Source organism: Oxalobacter formigenes (assembly GCF_002127965.1).
GTDB lineage: Bacteria > Pseudomonadota > Gammaproteobacteria > Burkholderiales > Burkholderiaceae_D > Oxalobacter > Oxalobacter formigenes.
In genome coordinates, this window is record NZ_CP018787.1 from 1,630,228 (window position 1) to 1,652,179 (window position 21,952).

Below are 21,952 nucleotides of genomic sequence, written 5' to 3' on the forward strand. Positions count from 1 at the left end.
TTTATTCTCCCTGGCCGCAGGCATACCAAAGCACCGCAGAATTTAGCAATGCTCTTATCAATCTGATAACTGTATTACTTAATTGATACGCGCTTACATGTCCGATATTGCTATCGAGTAGCGTGTCTGAACAATAGCTGCAAAGTGCGTAATAATTAACATTTTTGAATGGCACAATTAATGTAAAATCTTCGACAGGATAATTAGTTGTTTTTAGTCTTATCCCACCTTGTTCCAGCCAGCCATCCGACCATTTCCGGTACCAGTTCGCCCCGTCGTTATACGTTTCTATAACGTATTTAACGGCTGCGCCATTGATCGTCTTATCGAGTTTGTTTGCGGACAGATCTGCCACATCGTTCGCCAATTCGGTGATGTCGATCAGACCGGGATTGATCGCGGCGTCGAAAGCCTTGATACAGGGAAGCAAGGTCAAGGCAGGTGGCTGGACAGTTTCAGATGCGCCGTAGATGGGATTGGAACGCGATGCGACAAAATCTGTATTTACTCTTTTTCCCGAACCGCCTGAAGCAAGCAGCTCACTTGAAGCTCCACTTTGGCTATTAAATGCTCCGGATGCACTGCCCAAAACGACACCAAATTTGACAGATGGAAGCGTTCCGGAAATATTCGGCAACCCTGCTTCAAGTTTTTGACCCGGCGTGTCGCTCCCCTGCGCAAACCGGTCGATCAGATCCGGCAGGTTGAACGTGGTCGATCCATCTCCCTCGCCGAACGTTGTACCGATAGCGGCATACAAATCAGGATAGGTTTCCCTGCCTACAGCCGCACCGTCGGCTTTGAGGTAGCCTGCGGGTGGTGTAGTTGTCGCAAAGTATTCGACTGTCCCGACAGGAACCCCTTTTTTCGCGATCTCTTCCTGCAACACGGCTATATCGTCATCCGTTGCCAGATTATCCGGTTTGCCAGTCAGATCATCGTAACAACCGGACGTCGCCACCACCGACAAATCCGGCCTGTTCAGGATTTTCGCCGGCCCGACAGTGGCATTCCAGTCGGCATTGATCGCCAGGGACAGCGCTTTCGCGCTCTCGGCCGCTTCTTTTGCTGAATTCACCGCTTTGACCGAACTGTCCACTGCCCTTTCTTCACTGAGCTTTGCTTCCTGCGCAGAAGCGGATGACGCATTCGCCGCCACAAGCGATTTGTCCAGCATCGACTGTGCATCCATCACGACTCCTTCGACCAGCGATACCCGCAATTCCTCACTGATCGAATCCGCCGTCACCACTGCCGGACGCAACTTCCCGTCGTCTGCCTGTAGAATCGCAAGATTCGTCCGGATATCGTTGATCGAATTCGATGCCCGGTCCAGCTCCGCATTCAATGCGGAATGATCCGTTTCATTACCAAAATCGTCGGCAAAATTCTTTTCCCTGTTATAAGAAGGAGGTTGTGCCATCATTCTTCTCCCAAATCAAAATCAATCACAATCGCATTCAGAGATTCAACCGTTTCTGCGACATTGATCAGCTCGCGCAATACCCACTTCCTCGCATAAATTGCTTGTGCATTAGCAATGATTTCCAATTGCATGGTTTTCAATTGGGCAAGTGTTACATCATGAAAACTGTTGTCGTAAGCGCAAAACCGGACGCTTTTATGAGTACTCGCTTCCAGTGCAATAATCAGACTGGAAATATTACGGTTCGCCGTTTCATCGGCATTGATCTCGAAACCGGCAGACGACATGCAGTGAGCGGTTTCGGATGCAGAGGTAAATGCGGTGTTCAGTTCCGTCAGCTTTGCGGCTCTGGCTTCTTCCAGCGGTTTTTGCGGCGCATGGCCTTTTTCGTACCAGTTGCCGTCAAATCCCTGTTCCACCTCGTCATCAGGGTATGTTTCGACCATGTCGACGGAATACTGTGGCATGAACGGCAGGGTGTTTTTCAGCCGTTTCAGGTTTTCGTCGATCAAGACAAATTTATGGTTTTCGACTATTCCGTATCTCATTGTTGAACACTCCCGTTGGCGTAAATAAAGCGAAATCTAGTGTACGTTCCGGCCGCGTTATACTCGACGGTAACAACAGCTCCTTTTTTCACCGGGATTAAAACGAAGGGATAAGCGTTTGCGGCAGGGAGATCGTTATTCGCACCATACATAGCTGAGCTATCTGGCGCATTCACATAGAGTGCGACATATTGATTTGCTGCCGTTGTTATCTTTTCAAAGAAAATGTATCCGTCCGCTGGCGCGGTGATCGTGCTTAAAGATACCGGAAGCGTCAAGTCAACATATCTGTCAGACGGCATCGCTGCATTGGCAGCCGTCATCTTGTCTGTTTTATCCGCCATTTCCTGCGCCAGTTCCGTGATGTCGATCAGGCCGGGATCGGTAGCAGCGTCGAAGGCTTTGATGCAGGGCAGCAGGGTCAAGGCTGGAGGCTGGACGGTGTCGGATGCGCCGTAAATAGGATTACTTTCTGATAAATCAAGATTTATAATTTTGTTCGATGACGCTCCCCCGGCAACTCCTATTGTTTCAAACTGCACGCCAGCGGAGCCAGTTGTCGATAAAGCTCCGCTTTTATAAACCGGAGTAAAACCAAAAAAACCGCTAAGTTTGCCAATCGCGTTCGGCAACCCCGCCTCAAGCTTCTGCCCGGGTACATCACTCCCCTGCGCAAACCGGCCGATCAGGTCTGGCAGGTTGAACGTGGTCGATCCATCTCCCTCGCCGAATGCCGTCCCGATGGCGGCAAACAAATCAGGATAGGTTTCCCTGCCTACAGCCGCGCCGTCGGCTTTGAGGTAGCCTGCGGGTGGTGTACTTGTCGCAAAGTATTCGATGGTGCCGACAGGAACCCCTTTTTTGGCGATTTCTTCCTGCAACACGGCTATATCGTCATCCGTTGCCAGATTATCAGGCTTGCCAGACAAATCCTCATAGTTCCCTGACAGGGCAACGGCCGACAATGCCGGTTTGTTCAGGATTTCGGCTGCCCCTTCTGTTGCATCCCAGTCCGAATTGATTGCCAAAGCAATCGCTTTCGCGCTATCGGCCGCTTCTTTCGCCGAATTGCCGGCCATCGATGAACTTTCCAAAGCCTTTTCTTCACTTGCTTTTGCCGCCTTCGCCGAAACCGATGACGCCTCCGCAAAAGCCGATGACGCATCCGCCGCCGCAAGCGATCTGTCCAGCATCGACTGGGCATCCATGACGACGCCTTCGACCAGCGATACCCGCAATTCCTCACTGATCGAATCCGCCGTCACCACTGCCGGACGCAACTTCCCGTCGTCTGCCTGTAGAATCGCCAGATTCGTCCGGATATCGTTGATCGAATTCGATGCCCGGTCCAGCTCCGCATTCAATGCGGAATGATCCGTCTCCCTGCCGCTGTTCAGGGTAAAATTCTTTTCGCGGTTATATGCCGGTGGCTGTGCCATAATTGACCTCCAAACTGACTAAAATACGGACAGTCAAACAGCCGCCGGTTTTCCCTTGGCAGACGGTTTCGCTTTTGTTTCACCCATCGCTTTTTCAAGCGCTTTCGAACCCTTCTTGCCGTAAACCATCTCGACCAGTTCAACGCCGTACTTCACACAAAAACGTTCGTACTCGTCGTCACTGGCCTTGAAAGAACCGATCGGCGAACCGATACCGGCTTCATCGGCACGAACCTTGTCGGCATTCTGGACATTTTCCGTACCGAACAATTCCTGGATCAAGGGCACTTCATAATCCGGAACCGTAACAGGGGTAATGGTGTGAGCGTCACGTCGGATCAGGATTTCATACAATGGAGTCATAATTTTCCTCAATAAAAAAACGGAATGAATACCGGTACCGGATAAACCGGTACCGGTGTTGCAAAGCCCTTTAGGCGATTGTCAGAACGGAATGGGCGTTCGCACGCTTCATCACCACCGCCATACGGACATTGACCATCTGGTACAAAGCCAGAATGTTGTAAGGACGGGTCGGAGTGACCACATCCATATCGTCGTCATGCAATTCCATATGCTTGGTATTAATGAAATAGCAGCGTTTTTCCCATGGAATCGACGGCGATTCGATCGCATCCAGCGTCTCGAACTGAGGGTCCCAGATAATTTCAACGCCCTTGAAGAACAGCCCGGTCGAGGTACCCGAACCGATACCGGCGTCAACTCGCTTGATCGAACCCGCATTGGCGTTATTCGTCACCGTCACGCCATACTGACGATACGCATCGATAAACGCGGAACCGGCTAAAATGAAGTCAGGACTGCCGCCATTACGGATACACTTGCGCCATTCGCCTTCCATGGCAGTGGCCAGTGTACCGGCCGTCGTGGAAGCAATAGCCGTCTTGACATTATTGCGCCAGTACGTCGCAGTCGAACGGTCAATGCCGCCAACCACACCTGTTGCAGGTGTCAGGGAAACCAGTGCGTCCAGACCCGTAATCGCATCGGCATTGGCCGTGCCGTCACGATGCAATTCCATAGACAGCTTTTCCATAAAACCGGTACGGAAAGCCTGGGTCTGCTCATCAAGCAGATTGCACAACTGGACACGTTCATTTTCTTCCAGTTTGTGTTGGCCGCTTTGGCCTTCTTTTACACGAATGCCATTGGCAAACAGCGTATCGTGGGCGATGTAAAAACCGTCCACGGCACGACGCCATGGAAAAGCGGCATGTTCCAGCGTATTGCGCTTGTTGAACGACACAGGCGCTTCGCCATAAGCCCATGCAAAATTGGAATCCAGGGATTTACGGATATTGACCGTCACGTTCTGTTTCGCGCCCACAAGCTTTTTCTTTTTTTCCATCAGCTTTTTGAGCAGCGGGGTATCGGTAGAAATCTGATCGACGGCAGTATTACGCAAATAATCGTCGAGAGAGGATTTACCAAGATTTTCTAAATCGGAAGATGTTACTGGCATCTGTCGCTCCTAATATGAAAGATTAAAAAACAAGTCTTTCACACCGGCACAGGACGCAACCCCTGATAAATGAAACAGTCTTTTGCCAGACGCGACACTGGCTACAGCGACTTCAAAACCATTTCCTGCGCTACCGGGACGCGACCCCCGGCGGTACGGCGACAAATTACGATGTGTTTTGGTATCTCAAAACAGACAGGCCGCCGGAACGCGACCCCGACATGACTGCGATAAAACCTGTCTGCCTCAAAACAACCGAATTGTGCAATCGTGTTTCATAGCACAGTTATATTGTAAAACGGGAATCAACCCGCTCCGGACATTTGTGTCACATTTCTTCACATGCCATTTTTCGAAAAAACAAACATATCAATAAAACCATTTAAAATCATTTAACTAAAAATGAAACTTAAACCATATTTTTAACTTTGGAAATTCCGATTTCTTCGGTTGCCTCGATCTCTTTGTCGAAAAATTCTTCTGTCAACCCCTGACATTTGCAGAAAAGCAACAAAAAAATGAGGCATAAATTTCATCTTTGACAGGAATTTACCCGGGAATAATCAGGAAAATCGGCAATATTCATGACCAGAAGTCAAAGCTGTTTCGACATTACCGGTTTTGTGATTGACCTGTTGAAGCCGACTTGAGTGCATTATTCAAATCCCTGTCCACAGGCATACCACCTGAAACCGAGCACATAACCGGTAATAGATCCCAGGGCAGTAAAACCGATTGCCGTTTCACTCCCATATTTGATTTGCATATACCAGTTAGCCGTCGTATTTGCCGTTATTCCGCTTGTGACAGACAAATAATAATCCGGATTCGAAAAGGGGATATAAAACACGCCATTGGCAATAGCAGAAGTATTGGTAGTCAACTCCCCCCACTGCTCAAGCAATCCGTCAGACCATTTTCTCCAGCCACCAGTTCTTCCGTCACAATAAGCGTCTGTTACATACCGCACAGGCTTCCCGTTCATGGTTTTGTCAAGTTTCCCCTCGACTTCATTTGCCAGTTCGGTCACATCGATCAGTCCCGGATTCGATACGGCATCGAAAACTTTAATACATGGCAAAAGTGTCAGGGCCGGCGGCTGGACAGTATTGGAAGCGCCATATATCGAATTTGAACGGGATGCATCAAATGACATATCAGGCAAACTCTGATAAGTCCCGGTCCCCCCTTCAATCTTCTGGGAATAGACTGAACCTTGATGAAAACACCCGGACGGATTCAGATTTACATATGCCCATACAGCCACCGAGTGTTTTCCTTCAATATTCGGCAAGCCCGCAAGTATCTTCTGGCCCGGAGTCAGACTGCCCTGCGGGAATCTGCCAATGAGGTCAGGCAAATTAAACGTGGTTTCGCCATCGCCCTCACCGAATATCGTTCCGATAGCTTCAAACAAATCCGGGTAAGTACCCCGTTCCACTTCAGCCCCATTGGCTATAAGATAGCCAGCCGGTGGCATAGCCGTCGCAAAATATTCAATCGTTCCTGCCGGAGCCCCTCTTTTAGCGATTTCCTGCTCCAGTTCAGCCGTCCTGTTTTCCAGTTCTGTCTTGTCAGCCTTGTTTTGAATAGCCGTTTGAATCGTTTGCTGATCAGCTTTTGCTTCTATTTTATTAGTCAATTCTGTCAAATCAATTCCCAATGTCTTTCTGACCGCCTCCTTGTCAGAGCTGTCCTCGCCAAAAAGTTCCGAGAGAAAATCCCTCAATTTGCCCAAGGCGTTTTTCATCTCTCCCGTCGTTGTCCGTGGTGTTTTCGAGCCGGACAGAAGATCCTTCTGCGGTAATTTCGTCATATCGTTTCTCCATAAAAAAAGACCTCCCCGACAAAGGAGAGGTCTGAAAACAAAAAAAGGGCGCAAAAGCGCCCGTCGCACACAGTTTATGACGGTTTTTCTCTTCGGTCAGCTCACAAACGATAAAAAAATCCAGCCAGATAAATCCACTTCGATATCAGAAGCCCGAAAAACATCTCAATCGCCAGTGACGGCACCTCCCTGTGAAACCCGGTTGTGTTTAAAACACGACAGCATTCTCAGCAGTGAAGAGCGTGCCCCGTCCAGCCCGATAGTCCATGTCTTTTCATTTCCCTCCCTGAAAAAGACCCGAATATATTGCCTGTCATTGACCAGACTTAAAAACACACTTGTCAGCTCGACCGGAATGGCAATCGAAACAATCTTTCCATCCCCGTAAGCCGTCAAATCAAGCGGTTCGTTATCGTCAAAATCCAGCCTCACGGCAACAGATGTGCCTTCCGGAAAAGACCATGATCCCTTGTACAAATCAAACTGGATAAAAGGAGTTGATTCAATCAGCTTGATCGAGGCATTCGTCTCCGGATCTGTCCGGTTAACCGTCGCCATCCCGCAAATCCAGTGCTGTTCATTGCCCTTTGGAACAGAAAAGCTTTCCCAGTCCCGCCAGTTGGAAGCGAAAACCGGAAAAGTAACCAGTGACAAAAGAAAAACCACAAAAAGTTTTTTCATATATTCACTCCAAAAAGATCACACGGACAAAAAAACCGGAGAAGTCATCGAACCCGCTTGATCGTTCCCCCTCTTGCGGAAAAATCATCCGGAAAAAGAATCCCCACCCATCCACTTCAAATGCAAAATGGGAAACGGATTGCCCTGCCCATCCATTTCAGACCGTCCAATAAGTGAAAAACCGACCCGCCGGTAAAATCCGTATGCCTTCGGGTTCTGTTCATTCACATCGACAAACCGCACCCCCGGATCACGAACCGCCATCCCTGTCAGCCGTCGTCCCAGACCAAGCCCAAAAAAAGCCGGATGAACGAAAAGCATCTCAAGCTTTTCGCCATCGACCCCCATAAACGCCACCCATCGTCCTGACCGGTCAGCCATCCCCCACAAATGCGGAATCGATTCCAGAGCCATCCTGACAACCGGTTTCAACCCGTCAATATCGTCCGCCGTCAGGAAAACATGCGTCGATCTCACCGACGCCTCCCACAAAGACACCAGCTCGTCTAGCGCGGAAAATCGTTCATCGAGCCTTACCGGTTCCGGAACAAACCCCTCTGGCCAATCAAATTTCCCCTCATTCGAACCATTTTCTCGCATACATCTCTCGCCATATTCTCCCGACACAAGCGTCAGGCCAAGCTTCCTACATCACGGCATAATCCGGAAAAACAGCCTTTTTCACCTCGGCTGCCTTCTTTTTCAGCAAACGGGCCTTCTCCTTGTCCGGCGTCACACCGAACGTGCCGTTTTCATACACCGCTGCCAGCCGCCTCATCGCTTCCCTGTCGCCCGCATCAACGCTCTTTTCCAGCCAGACGAGCGCATCTTTCTCACTTTGGGCAACGCCATAACCACCCTCATACAAGGTCGACATCACCCGCATCGCTTCCGGCTGTCCCTTCTCCGCCGCCTTTCTGATCCAGCCAGCCGCCTCTTCCACATCCCGCTTCGTCCCCCAGCCACGGATAAACATCATCCCGAAATAAAACTCACCGTCCCTATCCCCACGCTGTGCCGACTGTTTGAAAAACCGGAACGCCTTCCCATAATTGCGGGACATCCCCCTCCCCAGCAAATTCATCCTGCCCAGCCGCGTCAGAGCCGGCGCATATCCCGCTCTCGCCGACTTTTCATACCAGTCGATCGCCAGCGTCATATCCTGCCGGACACCGCGACTCAAATCGTACATCGCCCCCAGCCCGAATTGCGCCTCACGCGAGCCTTTTGCCGCCCCTTCCCTAAACCATACCAGCGCCTTTTCATCATTACGGGGCATACCGAGACCATTCGTCGCCATCACACCCAGTCCATACAAGGCGGCAACATCCCCTTTCGTCTCCAGCCCCCTGAAAGCGGCCAGTGCCTTCCCGTACTGTCCGGTACGATAAAACGTCCATGCTTCGTCTTCGCCTTGAGACATCTGATATGCCGACGCCGACACGTTTCCTGCCATAGACGTCGCTGGAACCCATACCGTCAACAGACATACCGACACCCCCAACGCAAATCTGAAACCCGACATCTTCATCCCTGTCCTTCTCCTGTCACCCTGTTTTGACATCAGCTGACTGCCGAAAACAAAAAAACATGCCCAACCATCACCCTATTGGTTCATCCGGCCGATTCAGGCACCAGACCCATCCGTTTACACCAACAAAAAAGGCACGACAGAAAACCTGTCATGCCCGACACAAAACCAATATATCCATACCGAAAATCAGGTCGAGAGATCCGTATTGATGGTCTGCCCGTTTTTCGGCATCCTGTCCAGACTTCTCTGCGCTTCCGGCAACCCCTGCGCTGCCGCCTTCGTAAACCAGTGTCTGGCCTGTTTGACATCCTGTTTGACACCATGCCCCTGCAAATACATCGTTCCCAGATTGAACTGCGCCTGAGGCAGATTCTGCATCACCGCCTTGCGATACCAGGCCACGGCCTGTTTGTAATCCTTTTCGACCCCGAGTCCACGGGCATACAAGACCCCCAGATTGTTCTGGGATTCGGCATACCCCTGACGGGCCGCCTTCCTGAACCAGCTATATGCCTGCTTGTAATCCTGTTTGACGCCGACCCCGTTCGTCAGCATCAACCCAAGCCTGTCCTGACTTTCTGGGACACCCAGCTTCGCCGCTTTCTGATACCAGAAAACCGCCTGTTTGTCGTCCCGGTGAACACCTTCCCCCTTGTAATACGCCTCAGCCAGGAAAAAAGCCCCTTCAGCCTGCCCCTTTTCAGCCGCCTGCTGATACCAGTAAAACGCCTTGGACAAATCCTTGTCCACACCAAGCCCATAGGAATACAAGACACCCAGATTCGTTTGCGCCTCGGCATACCCCTGATCGGCCGCACGGGAGAACCACATAAACGCTTCGTCTTCACGCCCCTCAAACTCGCCGCCTTCCATATAAAGGCGTCCCAGATTATTCTGGGCCTCGGCATTCCCCTGTTCGGCCGACTTCTGATACCAGGCGGCCGCTACCGCCAGATTCTTTTCAACACCAGAGCCGTCCTCATACATATTGCCGAGCGAAAACTGGGCTTGTGAATTTCCCTGAACAGCCGCCTTCTTGTACCACTCCAGCGCCCGTTTCGGACTGGATTCAACCCCGCGCCCGCTCGCATACAAAACACCGAGATTCGACTGCGCCAACGCAATGCCCCGTTTGGCGGCATGAGAAAGCAATGCAGCCGCTTTCGCGTCATCTTGCTTGACTCCGCGACCTTCCATATAGAGGATGCCCAGCTTCGTGGCAGCCATCAAATGGCCCTTGTCCGCCGCCTTTTTATACCAGAAAGCCGCTTTTTTATAATCGCGTTTGACCCCTTCGCCGGCTTCGAACATCTCGCCAAGCGCAAACTGCGCATCCGTTCGGCCATGTTCGGCAGCGCGCGAATACCACAACGCAGCAGCGGCCTCATCTTCCTCCACCCCTTCCCCGTTATAGTACAGGGCAGCCAGTGCGGATTGCGCCGCCGCATTGCCCTTGTCGGCCGCCTTCTGGAAAGAAGAAAAAGCTTTCTCGTAATCCTTGTCCTGATAGAACTGCATGCCGTCGGAATAATCGTTCGCCCACGCGGCATTCGCCAGAAACAGGCAACCGACCACAGCCAGCGTCCCCTGACGAACACGACCCAAATTCCAATCCATTTTATCCCTCGGCATGACGACGTTCCCCTGGGCACCTCTGCCCGAAAAGAAACCGCCCCTAAACAAGCTCATCGACCCCACACAACACCCGGCCAGCAAAGAAGACACCAGAAACAGCCGTGCCATCGGCAAAAGCTCATCCAGATCAGGAAATCCCAGAACAGCCAACATTGTTTCAGACATGCCTTGCGCCCGTAAAAAAAACACTGTGGATCACATTACAGAATGAGCATATGACGGTCTGATGTCAAGATCATTTTTACCACACAGTTCAAGCAAACCGCTTCCGGCAAAACAAACCCGTCACCGGCATACCCGGCTTCGGGTCATCCAGACTATCGCACCCGCAAAAAAAGACCTTGCGATCAAACAGAAAAACCCCATAAAAATCAGGGAATAAACATAAAACAAGCGCTAAAAAACAGAATCTTCAAAAACGCCCATGACTCTCCTGACGTACAGCCTGTTTAACGGAACAGTACCCGGGAAAACAGCAACTTATCCGGCACACTTTCAACATGTCAGCATAATACCCCCGATTGCCGGAAACTGCTGAAAAAACCGCCATTCAAAGCATACCCCTCATCTGTCTATCCACGACATTTCAGATACGCCCCCAACCTGCCTGAACGACACGACACAAAAAAAGAGGCAAACCAGACCATAAAAAGCTAAAGTCTTCACAAATGTGCCACAAATGTCCGGAAGAGCCATGAAACGGGTGTATAAGTAATTGAAGCGTTTCACTTTTATACTTATTAACCGCAGGCATTAAACAGCCTGCCCCTAAACGAAAGGAACTTTTTATGAACCCAAACAACCCCTTCGGCATGGAAATCGATGATGACGGTCTGCCGAAGTATTCCCCCGACCGCAAGAACATTGCGGCCTACCATATGTATAAACTCGGCCTGACCGACAAACTGCCCGACCCTGAAGACACGCATACCCCGTTTTTCCGGACGCCTTCGTATTATGAAGAGAAGGCCCGCAGGGAAAGACAGGCACAGGCGGGTTTGAGTACGACGTTTGAAGGAGAACAGGCCAGGCCTGATCCGCCTGGCTCAGACATGACAGATTTATACAAAGGTCGTCCGTTTGATGTCGGGGGAGAAGGCGTCAATCCTCCTGCCAGCAGGCAAAAGCCCTTTGTCCCGGATACAAATGCCCCTTATGGACAAATGGGACAAGCCGGGCAACAGGTGGAAAAAGGACAAAATTCACAGCCTCCACTGGATACAAAGGCGTTCGGGCGGCAGGTACTTGAACACATTTTCGGAGAACGCAGACCTCCTTATCAAAACCCTTCTCCGGATTTCAGACTGTCGGGCCAGACCTCTCCAGCCCCCATCAGGGAAGAACCGGCTGCACCGGCACAAGGTCAAGCCACACCGTCTCCGGTCAGGTCGCAACCTGTTCAAAGACAGCAAGCTGTCCGCAGACCGGCACAGGTGCCCACCCAACCCGAAAACACCACTTCACGCCCATCAGAAACGGCCGGTACTGGCGACACCGCCCATACCACCTCTTTAGTAGAAAACGTCATGAATACCATCAATCAGGCCTTCGGCCAGTTCAACAATGCCGCCACGGAAGACGATATCCGGGAAGTGTATGGGTATCCCGGGTCAAAAGGATCTGATGGACAAACTGAAGACACAGGAAAAACTACCGGTTTTTCCGATTCCTCACAGCAAACTTCACCCGATTATGGCAACATACCGTTACCGGCACCACAGGCACAAAGACCGCTGAAAAGTAATAAATTACCCCGTGGAATCAGAAACAATAATCCGGGAAATCTGGATTTTGTCGGAATGTGGAAAAATTCAGGCGCGACAAGAGAAGACGGTGGAACAGGCAGGTTTGCTGTATTCAAAAAACCCGAAGACGGATTACGTGCACTTGCGGTTCAATTGAAAAGATATGCCAATGCAGGTGAGGATACGATTTATAAAATAATTAGTAAATATGCGCCAGTGAATGAAAACAATACCACAGCATACATGAACGCTGTTTCAAGACAATTAAATGCAGGTATTCATGAGAAATTGAACCTTGGTAATCCTGAATGTCTTAAAAAACTCATGGGATCAGTCATTCAGCATGAAAATGGATATAACCCTTATTCATCACAAATGATTTTTGACGCTGCCAGATTTGGAACTTCTCATAAAGGAAAATGGGGCGGCCGATGGGAAGGTCCGGGTTTAAATCAAAACTAGATCAATATCGGATCAGACAATTCAAATAAAACGGCAGAATCTGTGAAAACAAAAAATAATGTAGTCATAATTTACTTATCGAGAGCAATATTTTACTATCGGCAAGTAAGGAAATCCCGCATAAAAGAGTGATTGCTTTTCTTCTCCCAAAAGAAAACATGCGTGCCATTGGCTGTCTGGGCATCACATAAAGCGGTAACAACCCCTTTTCCTGACGGTGGCGTTTCGCAAACCGATGCGCGCCATGTGTAAAGGGGTGTGATTGACGAGTCATTTATCATTGGAAATTTCCTGTTCTGTTTTTCCAGTTTCCCTGCCACCTGTTTGCAATCCCGGATCATATTCATGTCAACATCAGCAGCATGACCATAAATAAAAAAGATTAATCCTGCGACTAAAGCAAAAAATTTTAATAACATTCTCATAACACACGAACCTCATCTAACGGTTTTAATCAGTATATATCTTTTTCACAATTTATATATCTCTTCCGTCTTGTGAAACAAAAGCAGGTATTTCAAGAAGAACATTGACACAGTTTTTTTGATCGTTGCAAACAGGAAAAAGGAATTCCTCAACCAGTCTTAAGGAATTATTATTTTTCATTTTTAAAAAAATATATCTTAATGATGAATATATCACTTTGTTTTTTTATAATTCCCCCCTATTCTTGCGATAGTAAATTGAATATGGCCTTTATTCCATGAAATGACGTCTCCTCAACAGACCATTATTTTTCCCCGTTATTATAATGAAGGACAAGGCTGGATCAAAAATCATCCCGACAGTCACCAGTCCATCCTCCGAAACGACTGGGGTACGGCTGGAAAACAATGGTACGAGCAGAGTCAGCGATATAAGGATTCAGGTCAGGGCTGGAAAGCGGGCAGATTCAAGAAAGAATACAAGTATTTATGGGGTAATAACTGATTTTTAAAAATGATGAAAATATTTCTTCTCAAACTTGGATTTTTCCTGTCTGGCCTGATATGGGGTGTTTATGCTTTGGCAGCACAACCGCTACAGAATAAACATCTGTCTGGCGGTCTTGTACACAGTCTCTATATCGATTCCACCGGAAACGTCTGGGTTTGGGGAGGGTCCAGTCTTGACGGGGTCAGTAATGAATTGATCCCGTCCATTGCCATGAAAGAAGGGCGTTCAGCCCACTCCAACTTCGACAGTAACACGACATTCGTCATTAAACAGGATGGATCGCTCTGGGGTTGGGGAAATACCATTGCCGGGCAACTGCGTCTTTTTCCGAAAGACGATCGAATGAATTCGGCTTTCATCGATATTCCCCGGGAAATTCTGAGCCATGCCATCGCTGTGAACGGTGATGGCAGCATATTCGCCATCAAACCGGACCATTCCCTCTGGGTATGGGGCCATTGGGGAGCACAGCGTGGCGATGCTGGACGCAAGGATACCCTTATTCCCCGCAAAGTCATGAACGACGTGGTTCAGGTCAGTTCAACCAACTATCACACGCTCGCCCTCCAGAAAGACGGCACGTTATGGGCATGGGGTGACAACCAGTGCGGTGCTTTGGGTATCGGCAACCGGACCAAACACGTCAACCCCGTCAAGGTCAAACTCCAGCCACTCGGGCAACGCAAAGTCACCAAAATCGCTGTCCGATGGGGCGAGTCCTATATCGTTGCCGATGACGGGACTGTATGGTATGCCGGTGAATTCAACATCAATCAGGCCGAGTGTCTCGATCCGCCTCATCTGGTTCCCACACGGGTGACCAACATCGACAATGTGGCCGATATCGCTTTAGGCCAATATCACGAGCTTTACCTGAAAAAAGACGGCTCCGTCTGGGCTTCCGGTTACGGTTCGGCCGCCCATTCCTCCACCATTTACGCAGACAAGGCTCCCCATCAAGTCATGGATCAGGCCAGCGAAATCGCGGCAGGCGATTTGCATTCCCTCGTTCTCAAAAAAGATGGAACTGTCTGGGCATGGGGCGACAATCGTGAAGGCCAGCTGGGCGACGGAACGACCCGGCGCAGCGCTATCCCCGTTCAGGTGCAGTTTCCGAAACGATGAACCGGCAAACCTTCTTCCGCAAACACACTGCTGACAACAGCTGGGGTAGTCGGCGAGAAGTTGCCGACCCTTTTTTGAGTATGGTATTTTTATGTTACCACAAGCATAATAATCGGCAGTATCCATGCCCGGCCAAACAACATGCCTAACTCAAACAGTCTGGAACAAAACATCTATCGTAACCTCGCCGCACAAATCCAGTCGGGGTTTTACAGCAAAGGAAACCGGTTTCCTCCTGCACAGGAAATCGCGAGACTGTTTAACGTTTCCTACGGGCCTGCGCAACGAGCCCTGAAGGCGCTCGAAAAGGAAGGCCTGATCAAGGTAGGCCGTGGCAAGGAAACGCTTGTCCTGAAAAAACCGTATGAAAACTATCTCGAAAGCGATACCTTCAAAAAACGCATCCTTTCCCTGATCGACCTGAGCCATAGCCTGCGGCTGTTTTCACCTGCCATCAACCTACAGGGAATGTACCATATGGATCTGGAGAAGGAACTGGAAAATCCTCTTCCTGAAAACAACCGGATCGAGCAATGGAGAACGCAATACCGGCTCTTCGACAACTCCCTCTCGGCACTGGGAAACCAGACGCTACATGGTTTGTATCACGACATCAACGCCTTTGTCGAAAGCGCTTTTCTCGATATTTTTCATGTTTCCTTCACCGAAGAGGAAGAAAAAACTTACCTGAACCGTCTGGTAAACGATTATCGGACATGCCTCGAGAATTGCAAAAACGGCAAAATGGCCGAAGCGAAAAAAGGGCTCGAAGCCCTGACAGACCCATTCCACATCACTGCCGAACAGTATCTGGCCACACTGCCAGCCGACCGGACCATACAGGAAAACTTTTCGTGGTCTCCCCAGAAAGGCCGCACGCGATATTGCGACATGATCGCCATTGATCTGGTACGAAAAATAAACGACGGCACCCACCCTGCCGGAACCCTTCTGCCCAATGGCGCCATACTGGCCAACATTTATCACGTCTCTCCCATTACCATCCGCAGGACAATTGCCCTCCTGAACAAGCTGGGCGTGGCAAAAACTGTCAATGGAGTCGGCACACGTGTCGTTTCCACTGAAAACACCCATCTGTCCGTCAGTCTGAAAGCGATAATACTGGGCAACAACCTCCGGACTTTCCTGGAAGCCTACCAACTGTTCGCCATGACCAGCGAACCCTTCATCAGCTATTCGTTCCCCCACTTTCCGGAAGAGTTGACTGACAAACTCCGTCAAGCCGCCACAATAGCGGAACCGAACATCGCCATCTCTGCCATCACGGCGACATGCCTGCAAGGCATCGTCCGTTACTGTCCGCTGGCATCCATTCGGGAGATCACCAGCAAACTCACCCTTTTATTACTGAACGGAAGTGCCATTCCGCATGCAGAACTGACCATCGACTGGAATAGAAGTTCGAAAGAACTGGCAGAAGCCCTTGATGCAAAAAACGGCCATCTTTTCGCCTGTCTGTTCAGCCGGATTTTAAACAAGACCTTCGCCACCATGAAAACCCATCTGAAAAAAATGGGCGTAAAGAACATCGACCGGATCGCCCAGCCGGTCATGAATGACTGTTAACTTGTCCATCGGAACAAAATCCAGTCACCCTATCCACTTCTGCAAAACATCGATCAGATGGCCGATATCGATCGGCTTTGAAATATGCTCGTTCATGCCTGCCCCATGTGCCTTGCCGAGATCGGTGGCAAAAACGTTCGCCGACAGGGCAAGAATCGGAATCGTTTTCGCATCCTTGCGTTCCAGTGCACGGATAGCCCGGGTAGCCTCATAGCCATCCATTACCGGCATCTGGACATCCATCAGGATACAGTCATAATCTCCCGGCATGGAATCCCTGAATTTTTCCAGTGCAAGCTGCCCGTTTTCAGCCTCATCGATAAAGAGTTCATGCATCTGGAGCAGTTCGGTGGCGATTTCACGGTTCAAATCGTTATCTTCAACCAGAAGAATCCGCTTGCCCGCCAGAGACGAAACCCGTTCTTTCTTTTCCGGGGTGGCCATCATCTTCATATCCCGGCTCTGGCAAAATACCTGAAACACATGCAGCATCCTGGATTTGAAAAGCGGCTTGGTAATAAATGCATTCGCCCCCGCCTTCATGAACTCATCCTCGATATCGGAATAGTCATAAGCGGAAATAATGATAATCGGAACATCGGTTCCTACATATTGGCGGATCGCCCTGACCGTTGCCAGCCCATCCATATCCGGCATCTTCCAGTCCAGAATCACCGCAAAAAAATCGTTCCCGCTCTCATGCGCCCCGATAACACGCAAAACCGCTTCCGACCCCGACAACACCCAGTAGCCGCGCATCCCCAACTCCGTCAACAGCGACGCCGCGCTTTCACAGACCGCCCGGTCATTGTCCACCACCAGAACCGGCAAACCCGTCAACTCGACATCCGTCTCTTCCACCTCGTCAAAAAGCTCGAGGGAAACCGTCACGATAAACCGGCTTCCCTTGCCCAATTCACTTTCGACCTCGATCGTCCCGTTCATCATACGGACAATATTATTCGTAATCGCCAGACCCAGGCCAGTTCCCTGAATCTCGTTGATCAGATTATTCCTGTCACGTGAAAACGGCTCGAAAATATGGGTGAGGAACTCCGGCGTCATACCGATCCCGTTATCGGAAAACACAAACTCATACTGTCCTGTATTTCTGACCGGAGACGGCAGCTCGGAAATCCTGAGTCCGATCGTTCCCCCCTGCGGAGTATATTTGATCGCATTGGAAAGCAGATTCATGAAAATCTGCTGCAAGCGCCCCCGTCCGAAATCACCTTCTCATGCCGCACGAGTGAGGCACTCACATTCAGTTCCTGCTTCTTTCCCGAAACAAGTGGCTGACACATAGCCAGTACATCGCCCACCAGCTGCGGCAGCGAAACCACCTCGGAAACCAGATCGACCTTGCCGCTCTCGATCTTGGACATGTCCAGAATCTCGTTCACCAGATTCAGCAAATGCCGGCTCGAGACGTGAATCTTGTCCAGACAATCCTGAACCCTTTCCGGCGAAGCCATATTTGCCTGCGCAATCGTCGACATCCCGATAATCGCATTCATCGGCGTACGGATATCGTGCGACATCGAGGAAAGAAAATTCGTCTTGGCATCGTTTGCAATGCGGGCCGCCTCGTACGCTTCCTCCAGCGCCTTGCGTTGCCGGGCCTGCTCCCTCCTGTCCTTCGTGACATCCACCCCGACACTGTAAAAAGAAGGAATGCCATCGATGCTTTCTTCCGCACTGGTGTAATACAGGGTCAAAATCAGGATTTTCGTCTCGCCGCTTCGGGTAATGATCCGGCATTCCGTCACGAAATTTTCCCCGGAAGCCTTGATTTCCTTCAGAATAGACATCAGACGCTGCATATCGTCCGGATGAACATAACGGCACTGTGACCCCAGTTCCGTTTCAAACTGTTCTGCCGTATAACCGATGATCTCCAGAAAACGCGCCTCATACCACAGCACCGTACTGAAATCCCGTGCATCCAGCCGCGCGAAACCGCCCGGTATCGAACGGATAATCGACTGGATTTGCGCTTGTCGCTCCTGGTCCTTCTTCGCCAGCTTGTACTCCGTACTGAACATATCGTAAGAGAGCTCAATACGCGCGCGTCGCCCCTGCCATTCAATCATCCGGTCCTTGATCATGAACTTCCTGTCCAGAACCGGATTGAAAAACTCCCAGTTATAGCACTCCGTTTTCAGCAACTGTGGATTCGTGCAAAAAGGACACGGAGACGTTCTCTTCTGGATCACCTCATAACACTTTTTACCCAGAATATCCTTTTTCTCCACACCCAGCGTCTCACACGACTTCGGATTCACATACAGCAACTGATAGTTATCCATATCGCTGATATACACATTCCCGGCATACTCATCCATCATCCACCGGAAATAATCCAGCTTTTGTTCCTTCAGTCGTATCGCCTCTTCCTTCTCGTCAAACAGTCCGGTGATATCGGTCAGGACAACCTGAAGAAGCGAACACCCCTTTTCCTCATCCATCACCACCGTTGCCGAAAACCGGACCCTCACCTCCCCCTCACTTCTTTTCGGCAGGCGTACCGTCAATACGAAACCCGCACCGGGCTTTTTCCCGACGCGCGACAATTCGCCTTTGATTAAGGAAAAATCATCCGGAAAAGGAGCCAGAAACTGGCGCAGATTATTGAAGCGATAAAGGAATTCGTCTTTTGAATAGCCGGTACCGGCAAAAAAACAGGCATTGCCCCACATAAAAGTCAGGTCTTCATTCGGCAGACAACTGAAAAAACCGACATTCAGCGCATCCATTGCGACAGGACATCCCTCGCCGAACTGGCGACGAAATTCATCTATTTGCCAGACAGGCTGAACGTTTTCAACGTCCGTATTATTGCTTCCCATAAGTGCTTACCAGAACATATATCGTTTGACAAGTTAAGCCTGATCATATTATATCAAACCTTGATCATATTAAATTAAACAACTTGTTCAAAATACGAATAAAACATGTCCTGCAAGAAACAGAACGCCGAACCGGAAACCTCCGCATCAATCCGTGAACCGGCCAATCGCATTTATGGGAACTTCCCTGTCATTGCCGGAAAACAAAAACGAACCAGCCGGTTTCACTGTTCACAGCCAATTGCGTGACGAAAACCACACGCCAAAGCTGAGCGAAAAGAAAAACCGTCATAAACTGTGTGCGACGGGCGATTTTGCGCTCTTTTATTTTGAAATCACGTTTTGGCCATGTAAACAATTAATGGGATCGATCAATAAAAACTGAAGTCATTCATAAAAATCAAAGATAAAGAAATTAATGTGAATAAAATTAACTTAAATATGTTTTGAAATTAACTTATAATTAAGTGAATATTGACATAAAAGAAGACAAAATTGACATAAAAACGAACAGGAACGACTATGAAAACGAAAAACGCTGATCTCCTGATGCAATCGTGGGTATGCAGTCAGTTAATCAAAGGTCCTGTAAACGGATTTATCAACACATTTGCCAAAGAATTCAATCTTTCACGCCCTGTCGCTTCGCGAATAGTGAAGCAATTGGTCGCTGACGACAGAATAATCCTGTCAGGATCTCCTCGAAAACCGATCTATAGCCTTGGTACGACACGATCCATCTTTCATATCTATCCACGAGAAGAAGTGGACGAAGATATGAAATGGACCCTGGATTTTGCACCTTACTTTGATTTACCACCGAATATCCGCGACATTGTTCATCATGGTTTTACAGAAATGTTGAATAATGCTCACGATCATTCTTGTGGAAATTTCGTTACTGTCAGCATTGAAAAAAATGCGAAAGAACTTTCCATGATGGTAGGTGACGATGGAATAGGGATATTTGAAAAAATCAGGAGTGAACTGAACCTTCCCGACAAAAGGCTGGCCATGCTGGAATTGTCAAAAGGCAAACTGACTACAGATAGCGCCAATCATTCAGGAGAAGGCATTTTCTTCACATCAAGAATGTTTGATGTTTTTATCATTAAAGCAAACGGGCTGGACTATAGCCACGATATTAAATTGCCTTTCGATTTTCTGATGGAAAATAAGCTCATGAAAACATATGACCGGAAAGGCACTTTTGTCTTCATGAACATATCGCTTGACAGTCAAAGAACGACAAAAGAAATTTTCAACCAATATACTCTCGATCCTGATGAACTAAGCTTTAATAAAACAGTTGTTCCTGTCCGGCTTGCCAGACTTGACGATAAATTAATTTCACGTTCACAGGCAAAACGACTGGTTGCACGTTTCGAAGGTTTTAAAAAAGTCATACTTGATTTTGAGGGCGTTGACGATATCGGTCAGGCATTTGCTGATGAAGTTTTCCGTGTCTTTCAGCAATCCCATCCCGACGTGCAACTTGTACCGCATGATGCATCGGAGGACATACTGAAAATGATCAGACGTGTTCAATCATCATAATTGAAAACCATTTTTTGATCAGAAAAGGAAATAATCATAAAAAAACTTATATTATTTTCTTGCCACATCAGTCTTGTATCGTGCAATTTTTTTTATCACCTGTTCCACTGCCGGCAGTGGAAAAATCATGCCAATAGCTGACCGAAAAGAAAAACCGTCATAAACTGGTTGCGACGGGCGCTTTTGCGCTCTTTTTTTGTTTTCAGGCCTCTCCCTTGTCGGGGAGGTCTTTTTTTATGGAGAATCCCATGACGAAATTACCTGAAAAAAACCTGCTCTCCGGCAGCAAAAAACCCCACACCACTACCGGAGAAATGAAAGATGCACTCGGAAAATTACATGACTACCTGAATGAACTTTTCGGTTACGACAGTACCGACAAGGAAGCGGCACGACACTCACTCGGCATCGATCTGGCCGGACTGAATGCCAGAATCGACAAAAAACCGGACAGTCTGACCGTTGAAAACGCCATTTCCGAAACGCTTGAAACCATCATGACCCGAGTGGACGTCATAAAAAATGAACTCAAAAACGAAATCGCGAAAAACGGCGTCCCGACAGGCACCATTGCCTTTTTTGCCATGACCGCCCCGCCTGCCGGATACCTGAAAGCGGATGGTGCCATCATCCAGAGAACGGATTATCCAGCCCTTTTCACCGCCATCGGCACGACATTTGGCGAAGGAGATGGAACGACGACCTTTACCCTGCCGGATTTGCGCGGCGAATTCATACGGGGATGGGATAACGGCCGCAATATCGATTGCGAACGGGCGTTTGGCAGCATTCAGGGAGATGCCATCAGAAACGTCACCGGTCAACTTCGTTACGCAGGCCCACAGAATTCAGACAGCGTCATGAACTACCAATCCGCCTTGCAATGGACGAGTGTCTCACAAAAATCCCCATACAGTGCCCAATCGAGCCAGGGCAGCAATTACTACGAAATCAATTTCGACGCCTCCCGTTCAGTCCCCACGGCCAGCGAAAACCGTCCCCGCAACATTGCCCTGCTGGCCTGTATCAAATACTGAAATAAAAACCGGTCACCGTCTCAAAAGATGCCATCCTTCGTGATGGCATCCCCATCATTTTTTACTGTCAGTAAAAAAAT

18 protein-coding genes are annotated in these 21,952 nt (G+C 49.2%); 5 read left to right on the forward strand and 13 right to left on the reverse strand.

Going from position 1 to position 21,952, the window contains the following annotated elements; translation table 11 throughout:
• Nucleotide 1: 1 nt before the first annotated feature.
• The 10 genes from BRW83_RS07905 to BRW83_RS07950 all read right to left on the reverse strand — a co-directional run bounded on the left by BRW83_RS07905 (nucleotide 2) and on the right by BRW83_RS07950 (nucleotide 10,739).
• Nucleotides 2-1,423 (reverse strand): phage tail protein, encoded by a 1,422-nt coding sequence (locus tag BRW83_RS07905; RefSeq protein WP_145815033.1) that lies wholly within the window; start codon nucleotides 1,421-1,423, stop codon nucleotides 2-4.
• Nucleotides 1,423-1,974 (reverse strand): DUF4376 domain-containing protein, encoded by a 552-nt coding sequence (locus BRW83_RS07910; RefSeq protein ID WP_005880262.1) that lies wholly within the window; start codon nucleotides 1,972-1,974, stop codon nucleotides 1,423-1,425. Before BRW83_RS07910 ends, BRW83_RS07905 begins: the two co-directional genes overlap by 1 nt.
• On the reverse strand, nucleotides 1,971-3,413 hold the full coding sequence (locus BRW83_RS07915) for a phage tail protein (protein ID WP_005880260.1): 1,443 nt from the start codon (nucleotides 3,411-3,413) through the stop codon (nucleotides 1,971-1,973). The genes BRW83_RS07910 and BRW83_RS07915 overlap by 4 nt, the downstream gene beginning before the upstream one ends.
• Before the next feature lie 33 nt (nucleotides 3,414-3,446).
• Nucleotides 3,447-3,776 carry a hypothetical protein gene (locus tag BRW83_RS07920; protein ID WP_231284472.1) on the reverse strand — a complete coding sequence of 110 codons (330 nt, stop codon included), beginning with the start codon at nucleotides 3,774-3,776 and terminating at the stop codon, nucleotides 3,447-3,449.
• 70 nt (nucleotides 3,777-3,846) lie between these two features.
• The gene (locus BRW83_RS07925) at nucleotides 3,847-4,896 is read right to left on the reverse strand and encodes a phage major capsid protein (protein WP_005880256.1); all 1,050 of its coding nucleotides are present in this window, start codon (nucleotides 4,894-4,896) and stop codon (nucleotides 3,847-3,849) included.
• A 655-nt stretch (nucleotides 4,897-5,551) separates the two neighbouring features.
• Nucleotides 5,552-6,712, reverse strand: a complete 1,161-nt coding sequence (locus BRW83_RS07930; RefSeq protein ID WP_050757704.1) for a tail fiber protein — start codon at nucleotides 6,710-6,712, stop codon at nucleotides 5,552-5,554.
• Between the two features lie 177 nt (nucleotides 6,713-6,889).
• Nucleotides 6,890-7,405 carry a hypothetical protein gene (locus tag BRW83_RS07935; protein WP_005880252.1) on the reverse strand — a complete coding sequence of 172 codons (516 nt, stop codon included), beginning with the start codon at nucleotides 7,403-7,405 and terminating at the stop codon, nucleotides 6,890-6,892.
• Between the two features lie 84 nt (nucleotides 7,406-7,489).
• The gene (locus BRW83_RS07940) at nucleotides 7,490-8,005 is read right to left on the reverse strand and encodes a GNAT family N-acetyltransferase (RefSeq protein ID WP_005880250.1); all 516 of its coding nucleotides are present in this window, start codon (nucleotides 8,003-8,005) and stop codon (nucleotides 7,490-7,492) included.
• 46 nt (nucleotides 8,006-8,051) lie between these two features.
• Nucleotides 8,052-8,969 (reverse strand): tetratricopeptide repeat protein, encoded by a 918-nt coding sequence (locus BRW83_RS07945; RefSeq protein WP_081442188.1) that lies wholly within the window; start codon nucleotides 8,967-8,969, stop codon nucleotides 8,052-8,054.
• A 156-nt stretch (nucleotides 8,970-9,125) separates the two neighbouring features.
• Nucleotides 9,126-10,739 (reverse strand): tetratricopeptide repeat protein, encoded by a 1,614-nt coding sequence (locus tag BRW83_RS07950; protein ID WP_005880248.1) that lies wholly within the window; start codon nucleotides 10,737-10,739, stop codon nucleotides 9,126-9,128.
• Between the two features lie 623 nt (nucleotides 10,740-11,362).
• Between BRW83_RS07950 and BRW83_RS07955 the strand changes: the two genes are divergently transcribed.
• The gene (locus tag BRW83_RS07955) at nucleotides 11,363-12,781 is read left to right on the forward strand and encodes a hypothetical protein (RefSeq protein WP_005880246.1); all 1,419 of its coding nucleotides are present in this window, start codon (nucleotides 11,363-11,365) and stop codon (nucleotides 12,779-12,781) included.
• A 95-nt stretch (nucleotides 12,782-12,876) separates the two neighbouring features.
• Here BRW83_RS07955 and BRW83_RS07960 read toward each other — a convergent pair whose 3' ends face one another.
• Complete coding sequence (locus BRW83_RS07960) at nucleotides 12,877-13,206, reverse strand: hypothetical protein (protein ID WP_036602761.1); 330 nt, start codon at nucleotides 13,204-13,206, stop codon at nucleotides 12,877-12,879.
• Nucleotides 13,207-13,720: 514 nt separating this feature from the next.
• On the opposite strand from BRW83_RS07960, the gene BRW83_RS07970 reads away from it, so the two are divergent.
• Together BRW83_RS07970 and BRW83_RS07975 are read left to right on the forward strand one after the other, a co-directional pair.
• Nucleotides 13,721-14,842 (forward strand): RCC1 domain-containing protein, encoded by a 1,122-nt coding sequence (locus BRW83_RS07970; protein ID WP_005880241.1) that lies wholly within the window; start codon nucleotides 13,721-13,723, stop codon nucleotides 14,840-14,842.
• A 141-nt stretch (nucleotides 14,843-14,983) separates the two neighbouring features.
• Nucleotides 14,984-16,429 carry a GntR family transcriptional regulator gene (locus BRW83_RS07975; protein WP_005880239.1) on the forward strand — a complete coding sequence of 482 codons (1,446 nt, stop codon included), beginning with the start codon at nucleotides 14,984-14,986 and terminating at the stop codon, nucleotides 16,427-16,429.
• Between the two features lie 24 nt (nucleotides 16,430-16,453).
• Here the strand turns inward: BRW83_RS07975 and BRW83_RS12000 are convergent, their stop codons facing one another.
• Nucleotides 16,454-17,626, reverse strand: coding sequence for a response regulator (locus BRW83_RS12000; RefSeq protein ID WP_231284471.1), 1,173 nt, complete (start codon nucleotides 17,624-17,626; stop codon nucleotides 16,454-16,456).
• A complete protein-coding gene (locus BRW83_RS12005) occupies nucleotides 17,623-19,278 on the reverse strand; it encodes a PAS domain-containing sensor histidine kinase (protein WP_005880238.1) in 1,656 nt (551 codons plus the stop codon). Before BRW83_RS12005 ends, BRW83_RS12000 begins: the two co-directional genes overlap by 4 nt.
• Before the next feature lie 522 nt (nucleotides 19,279-19,800).
• Here BRW83_RS12005 and BRW83_RS07990 point away from each other — a divergent pair.
• Both BRW83_RS07990 and BRW83_RS07995 read left to right on the forward strand, forming a co-directional pair.
• Entirely contained in the window at nucleotides 19,801-20,835 is a 1,035-nt protein-coding gene (locus BRW83_RS07990) for an STAS-like domain-containing protein (RefSeq protein WP_005880236.1), read from the forward strand.
• A gap of 248 nt (nucleotides 20,836-21,083) precedes the next feature.
• Nucleotides 21,084-21,872, forward strand: a complete 789-nt coding sequence (locus tag BRW83_RS07995) for a phage tail protein (protein WP_050757703.1) — start codon at nucleotides 21,084-21,086, stop codon at nucleotides 21,870-21,872.
• Nucleotides 21,873-21,952 lie beyond the last annotated feature (80 nt).

Coding starts and splice junctions, on each gene's coding strand:
- BRW83_RS07925 (WP_005880256.1), bottom strand. CDS start 4,896: ATGCCAGTAACATCTTCCGATTTAGAAAATCTTGGTAAATCCTCTCTC.
- BRW83_RS07945 (WP_081442188.1), bottom strand. CDS start 8,969: ATGTCAAAACAGGGTGACAGGAGAAGGACAGGGATGAAGATGTCGGGT.
- BRW83_RS07975 (WP_005880239.1), top strand. CDS start 14,984: ATGCCTAACTCAAACAGTCTGGAACAAAACATCTATCGTAACCTCGCC.
- BRW83_RS07940 (WP_005880250.1), bottom strand. CDS start 8,005: ATGCGAGAAAATGGTTCGAATGAGGGGAAATTTGATTGGCCAGAGGGG.
- BRW83_RS07955 (WP_005880246.1), top strand. CDS start 11,363: ATGAACCCAAACAACCCCTTCGGCATGGAAATCGATGATGACGGTCTG.
- BRW83_RS07950 (WP_005880248.1), bottom strand. CDS start 10,739: ATGTCTGAAACAATGTTGGCTGTTCTGGGATTTCCTGATCTGGATGAG.
- BRW83_RS07935 (WP_005880252.1), bottom strand. CDS start 7,405: ATGAAAAAACTTTTTGTGGTTTTTCTTTTGTCACTGGTTACTTTTCCG.
- BRW83_RS12005 (WP_005880238.1), bottom strand. CDS start 19,278: ATGGGAAGCAATAATACGGACGTTGAAAACGTTCAGCCTGTCTGGCAA.
- BRW83_RS07905 (WP_145815033.1), bottom strand. CDS start 1,423: ATGGCACAACCTCCTTCTTATAACAGGGAAAAGAATTTTGCCGACGAT.
- BRW83_RS07995 (WP_050757703.1), top strand. CDS start 21,084: ATGACGAAATTACCTGAAAAAAACCTGCTCTCCGGCAGCAAAAAACCC.
- BRW83_RS07910 (WP_005880262.1), bottom strand. CDS start 1,974: ATGAGATACGGAATAGTCGAAAACCATAAATTTGTCTTGATCGACGAA.
- BRW83_RS07970 (WP_005880241.1), top strand. CDS start 13,721: ATGATGAAAATATTTCTTCTCAAACTTGGATTTTTCCTGTCTGGCCTG.
- BRW83_RS07915 (WP_005880260.1), bottom strand. CDS start 3,413: ATGGCACAGCCACCGGCATATAACCGCGAAAAGAATTTTACCCTGAAC.
- BRW83_RS07960 (WP_036602761.1), bottom strand. CDS start 13,206: ATGAGAATGTTATTAAAATTTTTTGCTTTAGTCGCAGGATTAATCTTT.
- BRW83_RS07930 (WP_050757704.1), bottom strand. CDS start 6,712: ATGACGAAATTACCGCAGAAGGATCTTCTGTCCGGCTCGAAAACACCA.
- BRW83_RS07990 (WP_005880236.1), top strand. CDS start 19,801: ATGAAAACGAAAAACGCTGATCTCCTGATGCAATCGTGGGTATGCAGT.
- BRW83_RS12000 (WP_231284471.1), bottom strand. CDS start 17,626: ATGAATCTGCTTTCCAATGCGATCAAATATACTCCGCAGGGGGGAACG.
- BRW83_RS07920 (WP_231284472.1), bottom strand. CDS start 3,776: ATGACTCCATTGTATGAAATCCTGATCCGACGTGACGCTCACACCATT.